At 72.7% G+C, this 19,557-nt stretch carries 16 protein-coding genes; 5 read left to right on the plus strand and 11 right to left on the minus strand.

Going from position 1 to position 19,557, the window contains the following annotated elements:
* Positions 1–89: 89 nt before the first annotated feature.
* The 3 genes from M446_RS12485 to rimP all read right to left on the minus strand — a co-directional run bounded on the left by M446_RS12485 (position 90) and on the right by rimP (position 3,361).
* Positions 90–863 carry an RNA-binding protein gene (locus tag M446_RS12485; protein WP_012332457.1) on the minus strand — a complete coding sequence of 258 codons (774 nt, stop codon included), beginning with the start codon at positions 861–863 and terminating at the stop codon, positions 90–92.
* Between the two features lie 188 nt (positions 864–1,051).
* Positions 1,052–2,686, minus strand: coding sequence for a transcription termination factor NusA (nusA, locus tag M446_RS12490; protein WP_012332458.1), 1,635 nt, complete (start codon positions 2,684–2,686; stop codon positions 1,052–1,054).
* A gap of 69 nt (positions 2,687–2,755) precedes the next feature.
* On the minus strand, positions 2,756–3,361 hold the full coding sequence (rimP, locus tag M446_RS12495) for a ribosome maturation factor RimP (protein WP_012332459.1): 606 nt from the start codon (positions 3,359–3,361) through the stop codon (positions 2,756–2,758).
* Positions 3,362–3,675: 314 nt separating this feature from the next.
* On the opposite strand from rimP, the gene M446_RS12500 reads away from it, so the two are divergent.
* Positions 3,676–4,422, plus strand: coding sequence for a hypothetical protein (locus tag M446_RS12500; protein WP_012332460.1), 747 nt, complete (start codon positions 3,676–3,678; stop codon positions 4,420–4,422).
* A gap of 33 nt (positions 4,423–4,455) precedes the next feature.
* Here M446_RS12500 and urtE read toward each other — a convergent pair whose 3' ends face one another.
* The 5 genes from urtE to urtA form a co-directional block, all read right to left on the minus strand.
* The gene (gene urtE, locus M446_RS12505; RefSeq protein WP_012332461.1) at positions 4,456–5,151 is read right to left on the minus strand and encodes an urea ABC transporter ATP-binding subunit UrtE; all 696 of its coding nucleotides are present in this window, start codon (positions 5,149–5,151) and stop codon (positions 4,456–4,458) included.
* A gap of 14 nt (positions 5,152–5,165) precedes the next feature.
* Positions 5,166–5,960 carry an urea ABC transporter ATP-binding protein UrtD gene (gene urtD / locus M446_RS12510; RefSeq protein ID WP_012332462.1) on the minus strand — a complete coding sequence of 265 codons (795 nt, stop codon included), beginning with the start codon at positions 5,958–5,960 and terminating at the stop codon, positions 5,166–5,168.
* Positions 5,957–7,105, minus strand: coding sequence for an urea ABC transporter permease subunit UrtC (gene urtC, locus M446_RS12515; protein ID WP_012332463.1), 1,149 nt, complete (start codon positions 7,103–7,105; stop codon positions 5,957–5,959). Before urtC ends, urtD begins: the two co-directional genes overlap by 4 nt.
* A 2-nt stretch (positions 7,106–7,107) precedes the next feature.
* Entirely contained in the window at positions 7,108–8,745 is a 1,638-nt protein-coding gene (gene urtB / locus M446_RS12520) for an urea ABC transporter permease subunit UrtB (protein ID WP_012332464.1), read from the minus strand.
* A 199-nt stretch (positions 8,746–8,944) separates the two neighbouring features.
* A complete protein-coding gene (urtA, locus tag M446_RS12525) occupies positions 8,945–10,231 on the minus strand; it encodes an urea ABC transporter substrate-binding protein (RefSeq protein WP_012332465.1) in 1,287 nt (428 codons plus the stop codon).
* A 404-nt stretch (positions 10,232–10,635) separates the two neighbouring features.
* Between urtA and M446_RS12530 the strand changes: the two genes are divergently transcribed.
* The 3 genes from M446_RS12530 to guaD are packed head-to-tail and all read left to right on the plus strand — an operon-like array spanning position 10,636 to position 15,092.
* Positions 10,636–12,300 (plus strand): alpha-amylase family protein, encoded by a 1,665-nt coding sequence (locus tag M446_RS12530; RefSeq protein WP_012332466.1) that lies wholly within the window; start codon positions 10,636–10,638, stop codon positions 12,298–12,300.
* 41 nt (positions 12,301–12,341) lie between these two features.
* A complete protein-coding gene (gltX, locus tag M446_RS12535) occupies positions 12,342–13,685 on the plus strand; it encodes a glutamate--tRNA ligase (protein ID WP_012332467.1) in 1,344 nt (447 codons plus the stop codon).
* Positions 13,686–13,727: 42 nt separating this feature from the next.
* On the plus strand, positions 13,728–15,092 hold the full coding sequence (gene guaD, locus M446_RS12540) for a guanine deaminase (RefSeq protein ID WP_012332468.1): 1,365 nt from the start codon (positions 13,728–13,730) through the stop codon (positions 15,090–15,092).
* A gap of 24 nt (positions 15,093–15,116) precedes the next feature.
* On the opposite strand, the gene otnK is transcribed toward guaD, so the two are convergent.
* The 3 genes from otnK to ltnD all read right to left on the minus strand — a co-directional run bounded on the left by otnK (position 15,117) and on the right by ltnD (position 18,232).
* On the minus strand, positions 15,117–16,385 hold the full coding sequence (gene otnK / locus M446_RS12545) for a 3-oxo-tetronate kinase (RefSeq protein ID WP_026190651.1): 1,269 nt from the start codon (positions 16,383–16,385) through the stop codon (positions 15,117–15,119).
* Between the two features lie 41 nt (positions 16,386–16,426).
* On the minus strand, positions 16,427–17,209 hold the full coding sequence (gene otnI / locus M446_RS12550; RefSeq protein WP_012332470.1) for a 2-oxo-tetronate isomerase: 783 nt from the start codon (positions 17,207–17,209) through the stop codon (positions 16,427–16,429).
* A 123-nt stretch (positions 17,210–17,332) separates the two neighbouring features.
* Positions 17,333–18,232, minus strand: coding sequence for an L-threonate dehydrogenase (ltnD, locus tag M446_RS12555; RefSeq protein WP_012332471.1), 900 nt, complete (start codon positions 18,230–18,232; stop codon positions 17,333–17,335).
* A 263-nt stretch (positions 18,233–18,495) separates the two neighbouring features.
* On the opposite strand from ltnD, the gene M446_RS12560 reads away from it, so the two are divergent.
* The gene (locus M446_RS12560) at positions 18,496–19,545 is read left to right on the plus strand and encodes a LacI family DNA-binding transcriptional regulator (protein WP_012332472.1); all 1,050 of its coding nucleotides are present in this window, start codon (positions 18,496–18,498) and stop codon (positions 19,543–19,545) included.
* Positions 19,546–19,557 lie beyond the last annotated feature (12 nt).

Below are 19,557 nucleotides of genomic sequence, written 5' to 3' on the forward strand. Positions count from 1 at the left end.
GCCGCCTCCCACCTGCATCCCGGGAACGCACCCGGGAGGGGCCGATCCCATTCACTCAATCACCGGCCTTCCGGGGACCGGTCACGATCTCATTCCGTCGCCTGGACATCGTCCGGGAGGGCCGTGTCGGCGTCGCCGTGCGGCGCCAGCCCGACATCCCCCGGCGCGGCCTCCGCACCGCGGAAACGGCGGAGCCGACGCCAACGCGCGAGCAAGCCGGCCGTGCCGGCCCCCGCGGTGAGGGCAGCGTGTATCACATGATCCCGGCCCAAGGCCATGTCCAATTCAACACCGGACAGGTCGTCCACCACCGGGATCTCGCATATGGCATCGCCGTAGCGGCGGCGCAATGCCTGGGCGAGCTTGCGCCGCCCGTCCGGGCTGGCGTCGCTGGCGTGCAGGAGGGCCGCCACGCCCTCCCGGCTCGCCACGGCGCTCTCCACCTTGGTGAAGCCCGTGACGACGCAGCCCGCCTTGTTGGCGAGCGAGAGGCCCTGGCGCAGGTCCTGGCGCAGGGCCGCCTCGATCACATCCGCGAGATCCGGCGGCACGGCCGTCGCCTTGCCCTTGAAGGCGCGCTGGAACAGGCGCTTGCGCAGCGCCTCGGCGACCGCCGCGCGGGTCGCGCTGACCCAGGCGCCCCGCCCCGGCAGGCGCGCCCTCAGGTCCGGCACCACCGTCCCGTCCGGCGCGAGCGCGAAGCGGATCATCCCGGAGGGGTTCTGCGCCTCCCGGGTGACGAGGCAGGTGCGCTCAGCCCGCGCGCGGCCGCGCCCGATCCCGGCATCGAGGATGTCGGGCGGCAGATCGTCGGGCAGCGAGTCGTCGGGCGACAGGTCTTCGGGGATCGCGGCGTCCTGCATGGGGGGCCAAGGGTGGGGGGCCAAGGGTGGGGGGCCAAGGGTGGGGGGCCAAGGGTGGCGGGCAAGGGTGGCAGCAAGGGTGGCGGGCACGAGTGGCGGGTCTTGGATGATCGGGGAACGTCGGAGGCGCGGCGCCGGATCCCATCCCTGCCGCGAGAGGCGGGGCGCCGCGCGGCAGCGGCGGCCGATCAGGTCGGCTGGCCCTCGGCCTGAGCGGGCTCGGCCTCGGCCTCGTCCTGCTCGGCCTGCTCGTCCTCGGCGGGCGCCTCCTCCGGGGCCTCGATCCAGCCGGCCCGCACGCGGGCGGCCACGATCATCGCCTCGGCCTCGGCGCGGGAGAGGTCGAACCCGTCGAGGTAGCCCGGGTGACGCACCGCCTCGGGCCCGCGGCCCTCGGTGTAGCCGACGAGATCGTCGGTGGCGCATCCGGCCAGGTCCTCGACCGTGCGCACCTCGTTCTCGCCGAGCGCCACCATCATGGGCGTGGTGATGCCGTCGATCTCGCGCAGCTCGTCCTCGACGCCGAGTTCGCGGCGGCGCGCGTCGTTCTCGGCCTCGATCCGGGCGAGGTATTCCTGGGCCCGGCTCTGGATCTCGGCCCCGGTCTCCTCGTCGAGTCCCTGGATGTTGGCGATGTCGCCCGGCTCGACGTAGGCGATCTCCTCGACGGAGCGGAAGCCCTCCGCGGCCAGGAGCTGGCCGACCGTCTCGTCGACGTCGAGCGCCTGCATGAAGGTGTTGGTGCGCTCGACGAACTCCTTCTGCCGGCGCTCGGATTCCTCGGCCTCGGTCAGGATGTCGATGTCCCAGCCGGTGAGCTGGGAGGCGAGCCGCACGTTCTGGCCGCGGCGGCCGATCGCCAGCGAGAGCTGGTCGTCCGGCACCACCACCTCGATGCGGTCGGCCTCCTCGTCGAGCACGACCTTGACCACCTCGGCCGGCTGGAGCGCGTTGACGATGAAGGTCGCCTGGTCCTGCGACCACGGGATGATGTCGATCTTCTCGCCCTGCAGCTCGCCGACCACGGCCTGGACGCGCGAGCCGCGCATGCCGACGCAGGCGCCGACCGGGTCGATCGAGGAGTCGCGCGAGATGACCGCGATCTTGGCGCGCGAGCCCGGATCGCGGGCCACCGCCTTCACCTCGACGATGCCGTCGTAGATCTCGGGCACCTCCTGGGCGAAGAGCTTCGCCATGAATTGCGGGTGCGAGCGGGACAGGAAGATCTGCGGCCCGCGCACCTCGCGGCGCACGTCGAACAGGTAGGCGCGGATGCGGTCCCCCGGCCGGAAGGTCTCGCGCGGGATCGATTCGTCGCGGCGCACGATGCCCTCGCCGCGGCCGAGATCCACGATGGTGTTGCCGTACTCGACGCGCTTGACGAGGCCGTTCACGATCTCGCCGATGCGGTCCTTGTACTCCTCGTACTGGCGGTCGCGCTCGGCGTCGCGGACCTTCTGAACGATGACCTGCTTGGCCGACTGGGCGGCGACGCGGCCGAAATCGAAGGGCGGCAGGGTGTCGGCGATGACGTCGCCGATCTGGGCTGCCGGGTTGTGCCGGCGGGCGGTCTCGAGGTCGATCTCGCGGGCATCGTTCTCCACCTGCTCCACCACCAGGAGGTGGCGCGAGAGGCGCAGCGCGCCGGTGCGGGGGTCGATCTCGGCATGGACGTCGGTCTCGGCGCCGTAGCGCGAGCGGGCGGCCTTGGCGATGGCCTCCTCCATCGCCCCGATCACGATGGACCGGTCGATGACCTTCTCGCGGGCGACGGCGTCGGCGATCTGGAGCAGTTCGAGTCGGTTGGCGCTGACGACGGCCATGGCTGCTGATCCTTCCCTGGATTCGAGGGCGCCTCGCGGCGCGGATGCCGTTTCGTGTGCGTGGTGCGGTCAGAGGGGCGCGCCGGGCGCCTCGTCCTCGCCCTCCTCATCCTGCGCCGGGGCCGAGCCGCGGCGCAGGGATTCGCGGATGAGGTCGTCGGTGAGCACGAGGTGCGCCTCCCCGATATCGGCGAGGCGCAGCTCGTAGGAGGCGGGCGTCCCCTCCTTCGCGTCGGGCAGGTCGATGCGCACGGTCGCGCCCTCGGGCGCCCGGATGAGGCCGCGGAAGCGCTTGCGCCCCTCCAGCGGCACCGCGAGCTCCACCTTGGCCTCGTGCCCCGCCCAGCGGGCGAAGTCGCCGGCGCGCACCAGCGGCCGGTCGATGCCGGGCGAGGAGATCTCCAGGTGATAGGCCCGGCCGATCGGGTCGTCGACGTCGAGGAGCGGCGAGATGGTGCGGCTCACCGCCTCGCAATCCTCGACCGTCATGGTGCCGTCCGGCCGCTCGGCCATGATCTGGACCGTGCAGCCGTTCTGGCCGGTGACCCGCACCCGCACGAGGCGGAAGCCGAGCCCTTCGAGCGAGGGCTCGACGATCTGCGCCACGCGGGCGGCGACGCCGGTCTCGGTGATGAGCCGCTTCTCGGTCGCGTGATGGTCTGGGGCGTCGGTCATGGTGCTCGCCGGGGCGTCCTCGGGGACGGGCTGGCGTTCCGCTCGCGCTCGCCCGAGGCCGCGGCAATAAAAAAGAGCGGGTCCCGAGGGGCCCACTCCCGCACCGCAGCCTCATCGACCGCGAACAGAACTGATGGCGGAGAGATAGTCCCACCGCGCGAAAAATGCAAGCAGACCGGCCACGACGCCCGCGGCGTTCGGCCGCCCGGCCGGCGCCGCCAAGATCGGGACGGAGCGCCCGCCGAGACTCCGTTGACACTCCCCCCGGAAGCAGTCAATCCAGTGTGACTTCATCCAAAAGCCGGGGCTGCGGGATGAACCCTGTCGAATATCTCCGGGATTTCGCCAAGCAATACCCCACTCAGGGTGCGATTCTCGCCTCGGCAATCGCCTGCTTCGCGGCGGTGGCGCTCATCGAGCAGTTCGGGACGCGGCTCGAGAGCGCGATTCCCGCGGTCGTCTACGTCCTCGCGGTCGGGGTCGTGCTCTTTCTGCTGGTGAGATTCCTCAGCGAGCCGATCGCGCAGCGCGCTTCGGGCTGGTTCATCGCGCTGCTGATCGTCGCGTGGCTGCCGCTCTTCGTGTGGAGCCGGTCCCGGCCCGAGAATGAGCGGCTCGCCTGCGTCGTGTATTTCTGGCTACCCTGCCGCATCGCCGCCGACGCCGCCGCCTCGCAGGCGCAAGCCGCGCCGCCGGCCGGCATGCCGGCACCTGCGAAGCCGGCCGGCGCGACGGCAGCTCTGGCCGGTCCGGCCGCCGAGGCCAGGGCGAAGTACCAAGTCTACATCCAGTTCGCGGGCTTCCCGCGGCCCGCCATCGCGGCCCTCGCCAACGCCCTGGCGGCCCAGGGCTGGGCCGTGCAGGGGGCCGGTGCCGGCGGCGAGCGGGTCGCGGCCGCCGCGACCCTCGCCGAGGTGCGCTACGGCGACCCCGCCGCCAAGCCCGCCGCCGAGGCGCTCGCCGCCGCCCTCAATCAGAGCGGGATCGTCCCCAGGACCGTCAGGGCGGTCCCGCTGGCGATCATCAGGCCGAACGTGCTGGAAGTCTGGATCGGGCAGTAGCGCGGCGCCCCGCGGGCGCGCCGCGGCGGCGGCTCACACCGACAGCCAGCGCCGCACCTGCGCCTCGACCATCTCGGATCTCGGCCCGGCCTCCACCACCTGCCCGCGATCCATCACGGCGTAACTGTCGCACAGGTCGCGCGCCCACTCGAAATACTGCTCGACGAGGACGATCGCCATCTCGCCCTTGCCGCGCAGGTAGTCGATCGCCCGGCCGATATCCTTGATGATCGAGGGCTGGATGCCCTCGGTGGGCTCGTCGAGGACGAGGAGGCGCGGGCGGGTCACCAGGGCCCGACCGATCGCGAGCTGCTGCTGCTGGCCGCCGGAGAGGTCGCCGCCGCGGCGCCAGAGCATGTCCTTCAGCACCGGGAACAGGTCGTAGATCTCCGCCGGCACGTAGCGGTCGCGGCGCGTCAAGGGCGCGAACCCGGTCTCCAGGTTCTCCTTGACGGTGAGCAGCGGGAAGATCTCGCGGCCCTGGGGCACGAAGGCGACGCCCCGGCGCGCGCGGTCGTAGGGGGGAAGCCGGCTGATCTCCTCGCTGGCCAGCCGCACCGCGCCCTTCGAGACCGGCTGCTGGCCCACGATGGCGCGCATCAGCGAGGTCTTTCCGACGCCGTTGCGGCCGAGCACGGCCGTCACCTTGCCGACCTCGGCGGTGAGGGAGACGCCGCGCAGGGCCTGCGCCGCGCCGTAATGCAGGTCGATCGCCTCGACGGTGAGCATGCTGCCGGACCCCCTCAGCGGCCGAGATAGACCTCGACCACCCGCGGGTCGGCCGAGACGGAATCGATCGAGCCCTCGGCCAGCACCGCGCCCTCGTGCAGGCAGGTGACGCGGCAGCCGAGGGCGCGCACGAAGTGCATGTCGTGCTCGACCACGATCACCGCGTGGTCGCGGGCGATGCGCCGCAGCAGCGCGGCGGTCGCCTCGGTCTCCGCGTCGGTCATGCCGGCCACCGGCTCGTCCACGAGGAGCAGCTTCGGGTCCTGCGCCAGCAGCATGCCGATCTCCAGCCACTGCTTCTGGCCGTGGGAGAGGTCGGCGGCCGGCCGCGCCCGGTGCGCCAGCAGGCCGGTCGTGCCGAGGATCGCGTCGATGCGCTCCGCCTCGACCCGGTTGCGCCAGCCGAACAGCGAGGCGGTGGCGCCGCGCGGCCCCTTGAGGGCGAGCAGGATGTTGTCCGCCACGCTGTGGCTCTCGAACACGGTCGGCTTCTGGAACTTCCGGCCGATGCCGAGTTCGGCGATGTCCGCCTCGTCCATGCGGGTGAGGTCGTGCACGCCGTCGAACATGACGGTGCCGGAATCCGGCCGCGTCTTGCCGGTGATGCAATCCATCATGGTGGTCTTGCCGGCCCCGTTCGGGCCGATGATGGCGCGCATCTCGCCGGGCATCAGGGTCAGCGACAGGCCGCGCAGGGCGCGGTAGCCGTCGAACGTGACCCGGATGTCATCGACGTAGAGGAGCGTGCTGGTGAGGCGCCGCTCCTGGGCGGGACCCGCCGGGGGGTCGAGGGCGATCGCCGCGCTCATGAGCCGCGTCCTTCCTCGGCGAGGGCCGGCTCGACCTCCCCCGGCGCCGGCCCGGGCAGGGTCGCCCGCGCGCGCCGGCTCCCGAGCCGCTCGACGAGCGTGCCCACGATGCCGCGCGGCAGGAACAGGGTGACGACGACGAAGAGGGCGCCGAGCATGAACAGCCAGGCGTCCGGCATCGCGCCGGTGAGGAGCGTCTTGGCGTAGTTGACGAGGACGCCGCCGAGGGCGGCCCCGACCAGGGTGCCGCGGCCGCCGACCGCGACCCAGATCACCGCCTCGATGGAGTTGGCCGGCGTGAACTCGGACGGGTTGATGATGCCGACCTGCGGCACGTAGAGGGCGCCGGCCACGCCCGCCATCATGGCCGAGACCGTGAAGGCCAGGACCTTGAAGTGGGCCGTGCGGTAGCCGAGGAAGCGCGTGCGCGATTCCGCGTCGCGGATCGCGATCAGCACCTTGCCGTAGGCGGAGGTCGTCATGACGCGGGCGACCAGGTAGGCGAGCGCCAGGGCGGCGGCGGTGAGGACGAACAGCGTCACCCGGGTGCCCTGCGCCTGCACGTTGAAGCCCAGGATGTCCTTGAAGTCGGTGAGCCCGTTATTGCCGCCGAGGCCCATGTCGTTGCGGAAGAAGGCGAGCATCAGCGCGAAGGTCATCGCCTGGGTGATGATCGACAGGTAGACCCCGGTCACCCGCGAGCGGAAGGCGAGCCAGCCGAACACGAAGGCGAGCAGGCCCGGCACCAGCAGCACCATCAGCGCCGCGAAGGGGAACCAGTCGAAGCCGTGCCAGTACCAGGGCAGGTCCTTCCAGTTCAGGAAGACCATGAAGTCGGGCAGGATCGGGTGGCCGTAGACGCCGCGCGGGCCGATCTGGCGCATCAGGTACATGCCCATCGCGTAGCCGCCGAGGGCGAAGAAGGCGCCGTGGCCGAGGGACAGGATGCCGCAATAGCCCCAGACGAGGTCGAGGCTGAGCGCCAGGATCGCGTAGCAGAGGTACTTGCCCATCAGCGAGACCGCGTAGGTGGGCACGTTCGCCGCCGAGCCCTCGACGGTCGCGAGGTTGAGGACCGGCACCGCCACCGCGAAGGCGAGGAGGACGGCGAGGAAGACCCAGCCCTTCCGGTCGATCAGGGTCATGCTCACGCCTCCACCGCCCGGCCCTTCAGCGCGAACAGGCCGCGCGGGCGCTTCTGGATGAACAACACGATGAAGATCAGGAGCAGGATCTTGCCGAGCACCGCCCCCGCGTAGGGCTCCAGGAACTTGTTCGCGGCGCCGAGGGTCAGGGCCGCGACGAGCGTGCCCCAGAGATTGCCGACGCCGCCGAACACCACGACCAGGAAGGAATCGATGATGTAGCTCTGGCCGAGGTTGGGCGAGACGTTGTCGATCTGCGACAGCGCCACGCCCGCGATGCCGGCGATGCCCGAGCCCAGCCCGAAGGTGAAGGCGTCGATCCAGGGCGTGCGGATGCCCATGGCGGCGGCCATGCGCCGGTTCTGCGTCACCGCCCGGGTCTTCAGGCCGAAGGAGGTCGCCTTGAGGATCAGGTTGAGCCCGACGAAGACGGCGAGCGCGAAGACCACGATCCAGAGCCGCCCCCAGGTGATCGCGAGGCCGAACACGTCGACGGCGCCGGACATGTAGGACGGCGCCCCGACCTCGCGGTTGGTCGGCCCGAACAGCGAGCGGACCCCCTGCTGCAGGATCAGGCTGACGCCCCAGGTGGCGAGCAGCGTCTCGAGCGGCCTGCCGTACAGGAAGCGGATGATGCCCCGCTCGATCACGATGCCGACCGCGCCCGCCACCAGGAAGGCGAGCGGGATGGCGATCGGCAGCGACCAGTCGAACAGGCCGGGCGCCCGCTGGCGGATCACCTCCTGCACCAGGAAGGTCGTGTAGGCGCCGAGCATCACCATCTCGCCATGCGCCATGTTGATGACGCCCATGACCCCGAAGGTGATGGCGAGCCCGATCGCCGCGAGCAGCAGCACCGAGCCGAGGGAGATGCCGTACCAGGCGTTCTGGAGGTTCGCCAGGATGGCGAGGCGGAACGCGATGCCGGCGACCGCCTTGGCGCCGGCCTCGCGCAGGGCGGCCGGCGCGTCCGCCGGCAGGCCGCGCAGGATCGCGAGCGCGTCGCCGTCGCCGCGGGCCTGGAGCACCGCCACGGCGGCGACGCGCTGGGCCTCGCTCGCGTCGGGCTTGGCGAGGAGGGCGGCGGCGCGGGCCTCCTCCAGGGCGCGCCGCACGCCCGCATCGCTCTCGCGGGCGAGCGCCGCGTCGAGGGCCGGCAGGGCGGAGACGTCGCGCGCCTTGAACACCGCGTCCGCGGCGGCGCGGCGCCGGCCGGCCTCGGGCGCGACCAAGTTGAGGGTGCCCTGCGCGGCGTCGATGGCGCGGCGCACCCGGTTGTTGACGCGCACGGGCCTGAACCCCTCCGCGCCCGGCACCGCGGCGCCCGTGCGGGCGAGCGTCAGCGCGGCGCCGTCCCGGATCGCCAGGGCCCGGTCCTCGGGGCGGTACAGGAGCCTTCCGTCGGCGAGCGCGCCGAGGACGAGGCCGGCCCGCGCGTCGCCGCTCGCGGCGAGCGCGGCGATGCCGGCCTCGATCTCGGCGTAGCTGTCGCTCGCGAGCCGGGCGTAGGCGGCCTCCGCCGGCGCCGGCGCCGGCGCCGGCGCTTGGGCCTGGGCCTGGGCCTGGGCCTGGGCGTGCGCGGCCGGCAGGGCGGCGGCGAGGACGACGAGGGTCAGGACGAGGGTGAGCCAGCGACGCATTCGGTGTTCCGATCGTTGAACCGGGCCGCGCCGCGGATCAGGCGCGAGATCCCTCCCCGCGCGGCGGAGGGGGCCCGCGCCGCGCGGCGCGGGGGGATTGCGCATCACGCGCCGGGCCGGCCCCCGGCCCGGCGCGCGACGGTGGGGGAACGGGAGCCCGGCGGACCCGCCCGAGGCGCAGCCGCCGGGGAAGGGCGGCTCACGCGCCGCCGCACTTCTTGGTCTTGGTGTTGTAGTTGCCGCAATTGAGCTTCACCCAGTCGGCCTCGAGCTCCTTGGAGCCGTCGAGCTCCTTCGACCACGCATCGCCCGGGACCAGGCCGTCCGTCTTCCACACCACGTCGAACTGGCCGTCGCCCTTGATCTCGCCGATGAAGACCGGCTTGGTGATGTGGTGGTTCGGCAGCATCTCCGACGTGCCGCCGGTCAGGTTGGCCTGCTTGGTGCCGGGCAGCGCCGCGATCACCTTGTCCGGATCGACCGAGCCGGCCTTCTCGACCGCCTTCACCCACATGTTGAAGCCGATGTAGTGGGCTTCCATCGGGTCGTTGGTCACCCGCTTCGGGTTCTTGGTGAATTCCTTCCACTTGGCGATGAACGCCTTGTTGTCCGGCGTGTCGATCGACTCGAAGTAGTTCCAGGCCGCGAGGTGGCCGAGCAGCGGCTTGGTGTCGATGCCCGCCAGCTCCTCCTCGCCGACCGAGAAGGCCACCACCGGGATGTCGGTCGCCTTGATGCCCTGGTTGGCCAGCTCCTTGTAGAACGGCACGTTCGCGTCGCCGTTGATCGTCGAGACCACCGCCGTCTTCTTGCCGGCCGAGCCGAAGGCCTTGATCGCGGCGACCCGGGTCTGCCAGTCGGACTGACCGAATGGGGTGTAGTTGATCGAGATGTCCTCGGGCTTCACGCCCTTCGACCTGAGGTAGGCTTCGAGGATCTTGTTGGTCGTGCGCGGGTAGACGTAGTCCGTGCCCTCCAGCACCCAGCGCTGAACCTTCTCCTCCTTCATCAGGTAGTCGACGGCCGGGATCGCCTGCTGGTTCGGGGCGGCGCCCGTGTAGAACACGTTGCGCTCGCTCTCCTCACCCTCGTACTGCACGGGGTAGAACAGGACCGAGTTCAGCTCCTTGAAGACCGGCAGGACCGACTTGCGCGACACGCTGGTCCAGCAGCCGAACACCGCCGATACCTTGTCCTTCGAGATCAGCTCGCGCGCCTTCTCGGCGAAGAGCGGCCAGTTCGAGGCCGGGTCGACCACGACCGCTTCGAGCTTCTTTCCCAGCACGCCGCCCTTTTTGTTCTGCTCATCGATCAGCATGAGCATGACGTCCTTGAGGGTCGTCTCGGAGATGGCCATCGTGCCCGAGAGCGAGTGCAGGATGCCGACCTTTATCGTCTCCTGCGCGAACGCGGCGGTGGACGCCACCGTGCCGAGCGCGAGCCCGCCCGCGACGGCGGCGCGCGAGAGCCATGCCTTCCAGGACATCGTCATGTTTTCCTCTTCCCCCGACCTCTCGTCCGGTCGCCCCCCACCGGCAAGCGATGTGCCAATTTCGCGTGCGCCGACAGCCTAGGCCGGGGGGCCGGATTCGGTCCGAACCGCGGCCGGACGCCGGCATTGCAGCGCAAACGGGCAGGCCTGCGCCGCCGTCGAGCCCAAAGGCGCGTCACGCTGCCCATCAGGCCGGCAATTTGCCGCCGAAGTGGCGCGGCCGCCGCGATTCCGCGCCGGGACGGCACCCAGATCGGCCGATCGCGCTCGCGAGCAGGCCTCGCTCGGGTCGAAGCCTGAAGCCTGCCCGAGGTCTCCGCCTGTGCCGCGTAACCTCCGCTGAGCCGGCATCCCCTTCGTCGGGAAATGCTCTAGCTGTGCGGCCAGGGGAGACGCCGATGATCGAGGACCTCTGGTACAAGAACGCCGTCATCTACTGCCTGTCGGTCGGCACCTTCATGGATGCGAACGGCGACGGCATCGGCGACTTCTCCGGCCTGGAGCGGCGCCTCGACTACCTGGTCGGGCTCGGGGTGACGGCCCTCTGGCTGATGCCGTTCCAGCCCTCGCCGATGCGCGACAACGGCTACGACGTCAGCGACTATTACGGCGTCGACCCGCGCTACGGCACGCTCGGCGACTTCGTGGCCTTCACCCACGCGGCCAAGCAGCGCGGCCTCAAGGTCCTGATCGACCTCGTGGTCAACCACACCTCCGACCGCCATCCCTGGTTCCAGTCGGCCCGCTCCGACCCGGATTCCCCGACCCGCGACTGGTACGTCTGGTCGAAGACCAAGCCCCCGCACGCCGACAGCGGCGTCGTCTTCCCGGGGGTGCAGAAGACCACCTGGACCTACGACCGGGCGGCGCGGGCCTATTATTTCCACCGCTTCTACGATTTCCAGCCCGACCTCAACACCGCGAACCCGCGGGTGCAGGCCGAGATCCTGAAGATCATGGGGTTCTGGATCCAGCTCGGCGTCTCGGGCTTCCGCATGGACGCGGTGCCCTTCGTGATCGCCGAGAAGGGGCCGGAGGTGACGGGGGCGCCGGTCGAGCAGTTCGGGATGCTGCGCCAGTTCCGCGAGTTCCTGCAGTGGCGCCAGGGCGACGCGATCATCCTGGCCGAGGCGAACGTGCTGCCGCGCCAGGACCTCGACTATTTCGGCGAGGACGCCGACCGCATGCACATGATGTTCAACTTCCAGGTCAATCAGGGCCTGTTCCACGCCCTGGCGACCGCCACGACGGAGCGCCTGCTCGACTGCCTGGAGAAGACGCGGGCGCGGCCGGCCTCGGCGCAATGGGCGCAGTTCCTGCGCAACCACGACGAGCTCGACCTCGGGCGCCTGTCGGCGGAGGAGCGGGAGGCGGTCTTCGCCGCCTTCGGTCCCGACCCGGACATGCAGCTCTACGGGCGCGGCATCCGCCGGCGCCTGCCCCCGATGCTGAGCGGCGACCGGCGGAGGCTCGAACTCGCCTACAGCCTGATGTTCACCCTGCCGGGCACGCCGGTCCTGCGCTACGGCGACGAGATCGGCATGGGCGACGACCTCCGGCTGCCCGAGCGCGAATGCGCCCGCACGCCGATGCAGTGGTCCGACGAGCCCGAGGGCGGGTTCACCAAGAGCGCGCGCCCGGTCGCGCCGCCGATCCGCTCCGGCCCCTACGGCTACCCGCACGTGAACGCCGCGGTCCAGCGCCACGACCCGAACTCGCTGCTCAACTGGCTGGAGCGGATCATCCGGATGCGCAAGGAGGTGCCGGAGATCGGCTGGGGCGATTTCACCGTGCTGAGGACCGGGGCCGAGAGCGTGCTCGGCCTGCGCTACGAGTGGCGCAACAACGCGGTGGTCTGCCTGCACAACCTCGCGGCGGAGCCGATCGAGATCCGCTTCGCGACCGGCCTTCCCGGCGAGGGCGGGGCGCTCACCGACCTCCTCACCGGCGAGCGCAACCGCCCGGACGAGAGCGGCCGGCACACCTTGCTCCTCGAAGGCTACGGCTACCGCTGGTACCGGGCCGGCGGGCTCGACTACCTGCTGAAGCGCAGCGAGGTGTGAGCCCCTGTGACAGCGCCCGCGCGCTTGCGTAGAAGCGGCCCATGGCTCCCGTCGTCCGCTTCGCGCCCTCCCCCACGGGCTACCTCCACATCGGCAATGCCCGCCCGGCCCTCTTCAACGCGCTCTTCGCCCGGCGCGCGGGGGGCCGCTTCGTGCTGCGCCTCGACGACACCGACACGGCGCGCTCGACGCCCGAATTCGCCGCGGCGATCGTCGAGGACCTCGCCTGGCTCGGCATCGTGCCGGACGAGACCCTGCGCCAGTCCGACCGCATCGCCCTCTACGACGCGGCGGCGGAGCGCCTGCGCGCGGCGGGCCGCCTCTACCCGGCCTACGAGACGTCCGACGAGCTCGAGCGCCGGCGCCGCCGCCAGCTCGGCCGCGGCCTGCCGCCGGTCTACGACCGCGCCGCCCTGCGGCTGACGGCCGAGGAGCGGGCCGCCTTCGAGGCCGAGGGACGGCGGCCGCACTGGCGCTTCCGCCTCGATCCCGGCCCGGTCACCTGGACCGACCTCGTGCGCGGCCCCTGCCACGTCGAGGCCGATTCGCTCTCGGACCCGGTGCTGGTGCGCGAGGACGGCAGCTACCTCTACACCCTCCCCTCCGTGGTGGACGATGCCGAGATCGGCATCACGCACGTGATCCGGGGCGAGGACCACGTCACCAACACGGCGGTGCAGATCCAGATCTTCCGCGCGCTCGGCGCCGCCGTGCCGGTCTTCGCCCACCACAACCTCCTCACCACGGCGAGCGGCGAGGGCCTGTCGAAGCGCCTCGGCCACCTGTCGCTGCGCGGCCTGCGCGACCAGGGCTACGAGCCCGGCGCGGTCGCCTCCCTGGCGGTGCTCACCGGCTCCTCGGAGGCGGTGCGGGCCGTCCCCGACCTCGATGGGCTGGCCGCGCTCCTCGACCTCGCCCACGTCTCGCGGGCCCCCGCCAAGTTCGACCCGCACGACCTCGACCAGCTGAACGCGCGCCTCCTGCACGAGATGCCCCTCGCCGCCGCGGCGCCGCGGCTCGCCGCCCTGGGCATTCCGGCCGCGGCGGCGGAGCCGTTCTGGGCCGCCGTGCGGGCGAACCTCGCCACGTTCTCCGACGCGGCCGGGTGGTGGCGCGTCGTCGCCGGCCCCGCCGCGCCGCTGATCGCCGATCCGGCCCTGGCGGCCCGCGCGGCGGCGCTCCTGCCCCCGGAACCCTGGGACGCGACGACCTGGAAGAGCTGGACCGAGGCCGTGAAGGCCGCGACGGGGCTCAAGGGCAAGGCGCTGTTCCTGCCGCTGCGGCTCGCCCTGACCGGGCTCGATCACGGCCCCGACCTCTCGGGCCTGCTCCCGCTGATCGGGCGCGAGCGGGCGCAGCGGCGCCTGCGCGGCGAGGCGGCCTGAGCCGCGCGCGATCCCCGCTCCCCCTTCCTCGCAGGTGACCCCATGCCCCCCGAGCCACGGCCCCGCCGCGCCGCCCTGCGCGGGCAAGCGATCAGCTTCTCGGGCAATCCCTTCCTGCAGGCGCCGCGGGACTGCTTCGTCCACCACGAGGACGCGCTGATCCTGATCGAGGACGGGCGGATCGCCGCCTTCGCGCCCTACGATCCCGCCCTGCTGCCGCCGGGCGTGACGCCGGTCCACTACGAGAACGCCCTGATCACGGCGGGCTTCGTCGACGCGCACGTGCACTACCCGCAGGTCGGGATGGTGGGCGCCTTCGGCGAGCAGCTGCTCGCCTGGCTCGAGCGCTACACCTTCCCGGCCGAGCGCGCCTTCGCGGACCCGGCCCATGCCGAGGCCGCCGCCAGGATCTTCCTGCGCGAGATCCTGCGGGCCGGCACCACCACGGCCTCGGTCTACTGCACGGTCCATCCCCACTCGGTCGACGCCCTGTTCGCCGAATCCGAGCGGTTCAACACCCTCATGGTGGCCGGCAAGGTGCTGATGGACTCGCACGCGCCGGACGACCTGCGCGACACGGTCGAGAGCGGCTACGAGGACAGCCTCGCGCTGATCCGCCGCTGGCACGGGCGCGGCCGGCAGCATTACGGGGTGACGCCGCGCTACGCCGGAAGCTGCAGCGCGGCGCAGCTCGACTCGGCCGGGGCGCTGCTGCGCGGCCATGAGGGCCTGTTCCTGCAGACCCACCTGAGCGAGAGCCCGGCCGAGGTCGCCTGGGTGCGCGACCTGTTTCCGGCCCGCTCCAGCTACCTCGACATCTACGCCCATGCGGGGCTGGTGCGGCCGCGCGCGATCTTCGGGCACGGCATCCACGTCGGCGAGGAGGAGTTCTGCACCTGCCACGCGGCCGGCGCGGCGCTCGCCCATTGCCCGACCTCGAACCTCTTCCTCGGCAGCGGCCTGTTCCGGCTCTTCGACGCCCTCGATCCCCGCCGCCCGGTGCGGGTCGCGATCGGCACCGATATCGGGGCGGGGACCAGCTTCTCCGCCCTGCGCACGCTCGGCGAGGCCTACAAGGTCGCCGCCCTGCGCGGCGACGCCCTCGACGGGCTGAGGGCCTTCCACCTCGCGACGCTTGGGGGCGCGGCCGCGCTCCACCTCGACGACCGGATCGGCCGGATCGCGCCGGGCTACGACGCCGATCTCTGCGTGCTCGGCCTCGACGCGACGCCGTTCCTGGCCTTCCGCACCGCCCGCTGCGAGCGCGTCGAGGACCTGATGTTCGTCCTGATGACGCTCGGCGACGAGCGCGCGGTGCGGGCGACCTGGGTGGCGGGCGAATGCGTCTACGACGCCGCCCGCCGGCCGGACCCGTTCCGCTACGTGGACGGCGCGGCGGCCGGATGAGCCTCCGGCGCAGCGCCTCGCGCGTCACGGCATCAGGGCGAGCGCCTGCGCGAAGAAGTCCGGCCCGCCGAAATTTCCCGACTTCAGGGCGAGCCGCATCGGCCGGTCGACCGTGCCGAGCACCGGCACGCCCGGCGCGATCTCGGGGCCGACCCGGAAGGCCGGGAGCCCGAGCGCGTCGACCACCGCGCCCGAGGTCTCGCCGCCCGCGACGACGAGGCGGCGCACGCCGCGCCGCACCAGCCCCTCGGCGAGGCGGGCCATCGCGGCCTCGATGGCGTGGCCGGCGGCCTCGCGCCCGTGCCGGGCCTGCAGGTCCGCCACGGCCTGCGGCGTCGCGCTCGACGCGATCAGGACCGGGCCGGCCCCGATCCGCTCCGCCGCCCAGGACAGGGCCTCCTCGACCTCGTCGGCGCCCGCGAGCAGCCGCTCGGGGTCGAGGCGCCGCACCGGCATCGCGGCCTCGGCCGCCGCGATCTGGCCGAGGGTGGCCTGGGAGCAGCTGCCCGCGAGGCAGGCCGCCGGCCCGCCGACCGGGGCCCCGAGCCCCTCCGCGGCGTCGGCCGGCCGGACCCGGCCGCTCGCCACCAGCGCCCGGGCGAGGCCGAGCCCCAGGCCCGACGCCCCCGTCGAGACCGGATCGGACAGGCAGGCCTGCCCCAGCACGGCGAGATCCGCGTCGAAGACCGCGTCCGCGATGGCCGCGCCCTTGCCCTCGGCCGCGAGCGCGTCGAGGCGGGCGCGCACGGCCTCGGCCCCGCGCGCGACGGTGGCGAGGTCGACGAGCCCGACCGGATCGCGGCTCTGGCGCGCCAGCACCCGGGCGAGGTTGGAATCCCGCATCGGGTTGAGGGGATGGTCCTTGAGCGGGCTCTCGTGCAGCGGCACGGCGCCGACGAAGAGGTGGCCCTGGTAGACGGTGCGCCCCGTCTCCGGGAAGGCCGGCGTCACCAGGGCGATCGCCGCCCCGGAGGAGCGGCGCAGCGCGTCGGTCACCGGGCCGATATTGCCCGCGTCGGTCGAGTCGAAGGTCGAGCAGATCTTGAACAGGACGTGGGCCGCGCCCCGCGCCCGCAGCCAGGCCTCCGCCTCGCCCGACCGGGCGACCGCCTGCTCGGCCGGGATCGAGCGGCTCTTGAGCGAGACCACGACGGCGTCGATCCCCGGCAGGTCGAGGTCGTCGCCCGGCACGCCGATGGTCTGGACCGTGCGCAGGCCCGCCCGGGTGAGGGTGTTGGCGAGGTCGGACGCGCCCGTGTAATCGTCGGCGATGCAGCCGAGGGCGAGGCTCATCGGGGCGGAGGTCATCGGGGCGGAGGTCATCTGAACGGAGGTCATGGGCGCGCCTCCCGGTAGGGCGCGAACCAGCCGAGGCCCTCGCGCGTCCCGGCCTTCGGGTTGTACTCGCAGCCGACGAACCCCCCGTAGCCGAGCCGGTCGAGCTCCGCGAACAGGAAGGCGTCGTTCATCTCGCCGGTCCCGGGCTCGTGCCGGTCGGGCACGCTCGCGGTCTGCACGTGGCCGATCAGCGGCATCAGGGCGCGCAGCCGGGCGGTCACGTCCCCGTGCAGGATCTGGCAATGGTAGAGGTCGAACTGGAGCTTGAGGTTCGGCGCCGCGAGGTCGCGGATCAGCGCGGCGGCGAAGCCGAAATCGTCGAGGAAGTAGCCCGGCATGTTGCGGCCGTTGATGGGCTCCAGCAGGACGTCGATCCCCTCGCGCCCCAGTCGCTCGGCGGTCCAGGTCACGGCGCCGCGATAGGCGTCGCGGGCCGCGGGATCGGCCTTGTCGGCCATCCCGGCCATCAGGTGGAGGCGGCGCACGCCGGTCTCGGCCGCGTAGGCGAGCGCGGTCTCGATTCCGGCCTTCAGCTCGTCGGCGCGCCCCGGCAGGGCGGCGAGCCCGCGCTCGCCGGCGGCCCAGTCGCCCGGCGGCAGGTTGAACAGCGCCTGGGTGAGCCCGTGGCGGCGCAGGCGCTCGCCGATCGCCGCCGGCGGGTGCTCGTAGGGGAACAGGAACTCGACCGCGGTGAAGCCCTCCCCCGCGGCGGCCGCGAAGCGGTCGAGGAAGGGGAGTTCGGTGAACATCAGCGTGAGGTTGGCGGCGAAGCGCGGCATGGCTCCTCCCTCTCGGATCGGGCGGTCCGGCCGGACCGGCACGATGCGCGTCCGACCGGATTGGTGTCTGCGCATCGCGCCCGCGGCCGCACCGGCGACCGCTGCGGCGCGTGATGCTCCGGGTCAGGGCAGCGCGGTGCCCGTCACCTGCGCGTAGAGCCGGGCCACGGAGGAATCGTCGTCCCGGCCCATCCCGGCGGCCGAGGCCATCAGGAACATCTGCAGGGCGGCCGCCGCCACCGGGACCGGAAAGCGCTGCGCCCGGGCCATGTCCTGGACGATGCCGAGGTCCTTCACGAAGATGTCGACGGCGCTGCGGGGCGCGTAGTCGCCCGCGAGGACGCGCGGCATGCGGTTCTCGAACATCCAGGAATTGCCCGCCGAGGCGGTGATGACCTCGTAGACCTTGCCGAGGTCGAGACCCTGGCGGGCGGCGAAGGCCATGGCCTCGCTCGCCGCCGCGATGTGCACCCCGGCGAGCAGCTGGTTGATCATCTTGAAGGCGGCGCCCTGCCCGGCGGACTCGCCGAGTTCGTAGAGCGTGGCCGCCATGGCGTCGAGGGCCGGCCGCGCGCGGGCGAAGGCCGCGCCGCTCCCCGAGGCCAGGATGGTGAGCGCCCCCTCGGAGGCGCGCTGGGCGCCGCCGCTGATCGGCGCGTCGAGGTAGAGCCGCCCGGACGCTTCCAGCCGGCCCGCGAGGCGGCGGGCCGCCTCCGGATCCATCGTGGCGCAGGAGACGAACACCGCCCCCTCGGGCATGGCGGCCGCCACGCCCCCCTCCCCGAACAGGACCGCCTCGGTCTGGGCCGCGTTCACGACGACGCTGACGACGATGTCGGCCCCGGAGGCCGCCTCCGCCGGGCTCGCCGCCCCCCGCCCGCCCTCGCCCGCGAAGCGCTCCACCACCGCCCGGTCGAGGTCGAAGCCCGCCACGGCGAGGCCGGCGCGGCGCAGCGACTGCGCCATGCCGTAGCCCATCGATCCGAGGCCGATCACGGCGGCGCGGACGGACCCGTCGGTCATCACGGCATTCTCCTCCCTGATGCGCCGTCTCGGGCCCCGGGGGGCCGCCCGCGGCGCGACGCGCGAGCACTCTGAACACGGCGGCGCCGCACGGCCAGCCCCGGCCTTCGGGGTGCTTCGTTCTGATCAGTCTAGCAACTCGTGGCAGCGCTTCCAATCTGAAGCAGCGGCCCCCGCGCACGCGTTGAGCGAGCCCGGGACTCGTGACATCGTGCAACCGCGGCGGGGCGGCGGTCTCGGCCCCGTCCGCGAGGGGGGGCTGCATGGAGGACCTGGACGGCCGGTGCGCGCTCGCGGGCGACCCGCCGGCGGCCCGCGAGGCGGTGGCGCGGCGCCCGGTGACGCTCGCGGACGTGGCCCGCGAGGCGCGGGTCGGCGAGAGCACGGTCTCGCGCGTGCTGCGCAGCCACGGGTCGTTCTCGGAGCGGACGCGCGCCCAAGTGGAGGCGGCCGTGGCGCGGCTCGGCTACGTGCCGAACCGGATCGCCGGGACGCTCGCCTCGACGGGCTCGCGCCTGATCGGCATCGTGATCCCGTCGCTCACCAACATCGTGTTCCCGGACGTGCTGCGCGGCGCCACCGGCGCCCTCGACGGGGAGGGATTCCAGTCGGTCATCGCCGTCACGGATTACGACGACGATCGCGAGGAGGCCCTGGTCGATTCCCTGCTGAGCTGGCGCCCGGCCGGCCTGCTGATCACGGGGTTGGAGCACAACCAGGGGACGGTAAGACGCCTCCACGCGAGCGGCGTGCGCGTGGCCGAACTCCTCGACCTCGACGGGCCGGGGCTCGACATCGTGGTCGGCTACTCGAACCGCGCCGCCGGCGAGGCCAGCGCCCGCTACCTGATGGCCCGCGGCTACCGGCGCATCGCCTATCTGGGCCACGACCTCGCCCGCGACCGGCGGGCCGGCAAGCGCTACGCGGGGTTCCGCGCGGCCCTGGCCGAGGCGGGGCTCGCGCTCCACGCGGAGGAGCGCATCACGGCCCCCTCCTCCGTCGAGGCCGGACGGCACGGGCTCTCGGCCCTGCTGGCGCGGGCGCCCGACTGCGACGCGGTCTACTTCTCGAACGACGACATGGCGCTCGGGGGCTACTTCCACTGCCTCGCGGCCGGCATCACCGTGCCGGACCGGCTCGCCCTGTTCGGCTATAACGGGCTCGACGTGGGGCGGCTGATGCCCCAGCCGCTCACCACCATCCGCACCCCGCGCGTCGAGGCGGGCGCGACGGCGGCGCGCCTCCTCTGCACGGACGCGCCGGCCACCCGGGTCGATCTCGGCTTCGAGCTGATCGTGGGGGCGACCGCGTGAGCCGGGCCGCGC

Source organism: Methylobacterium sp. 4-46 (assembly GCF_000019365.1).
Classification (GTDB): Bacteria; Pseudomonadota; Alphaproteobacteria; order Rhizobiales; family Beijerinckiaceae; genus Methylobacterium.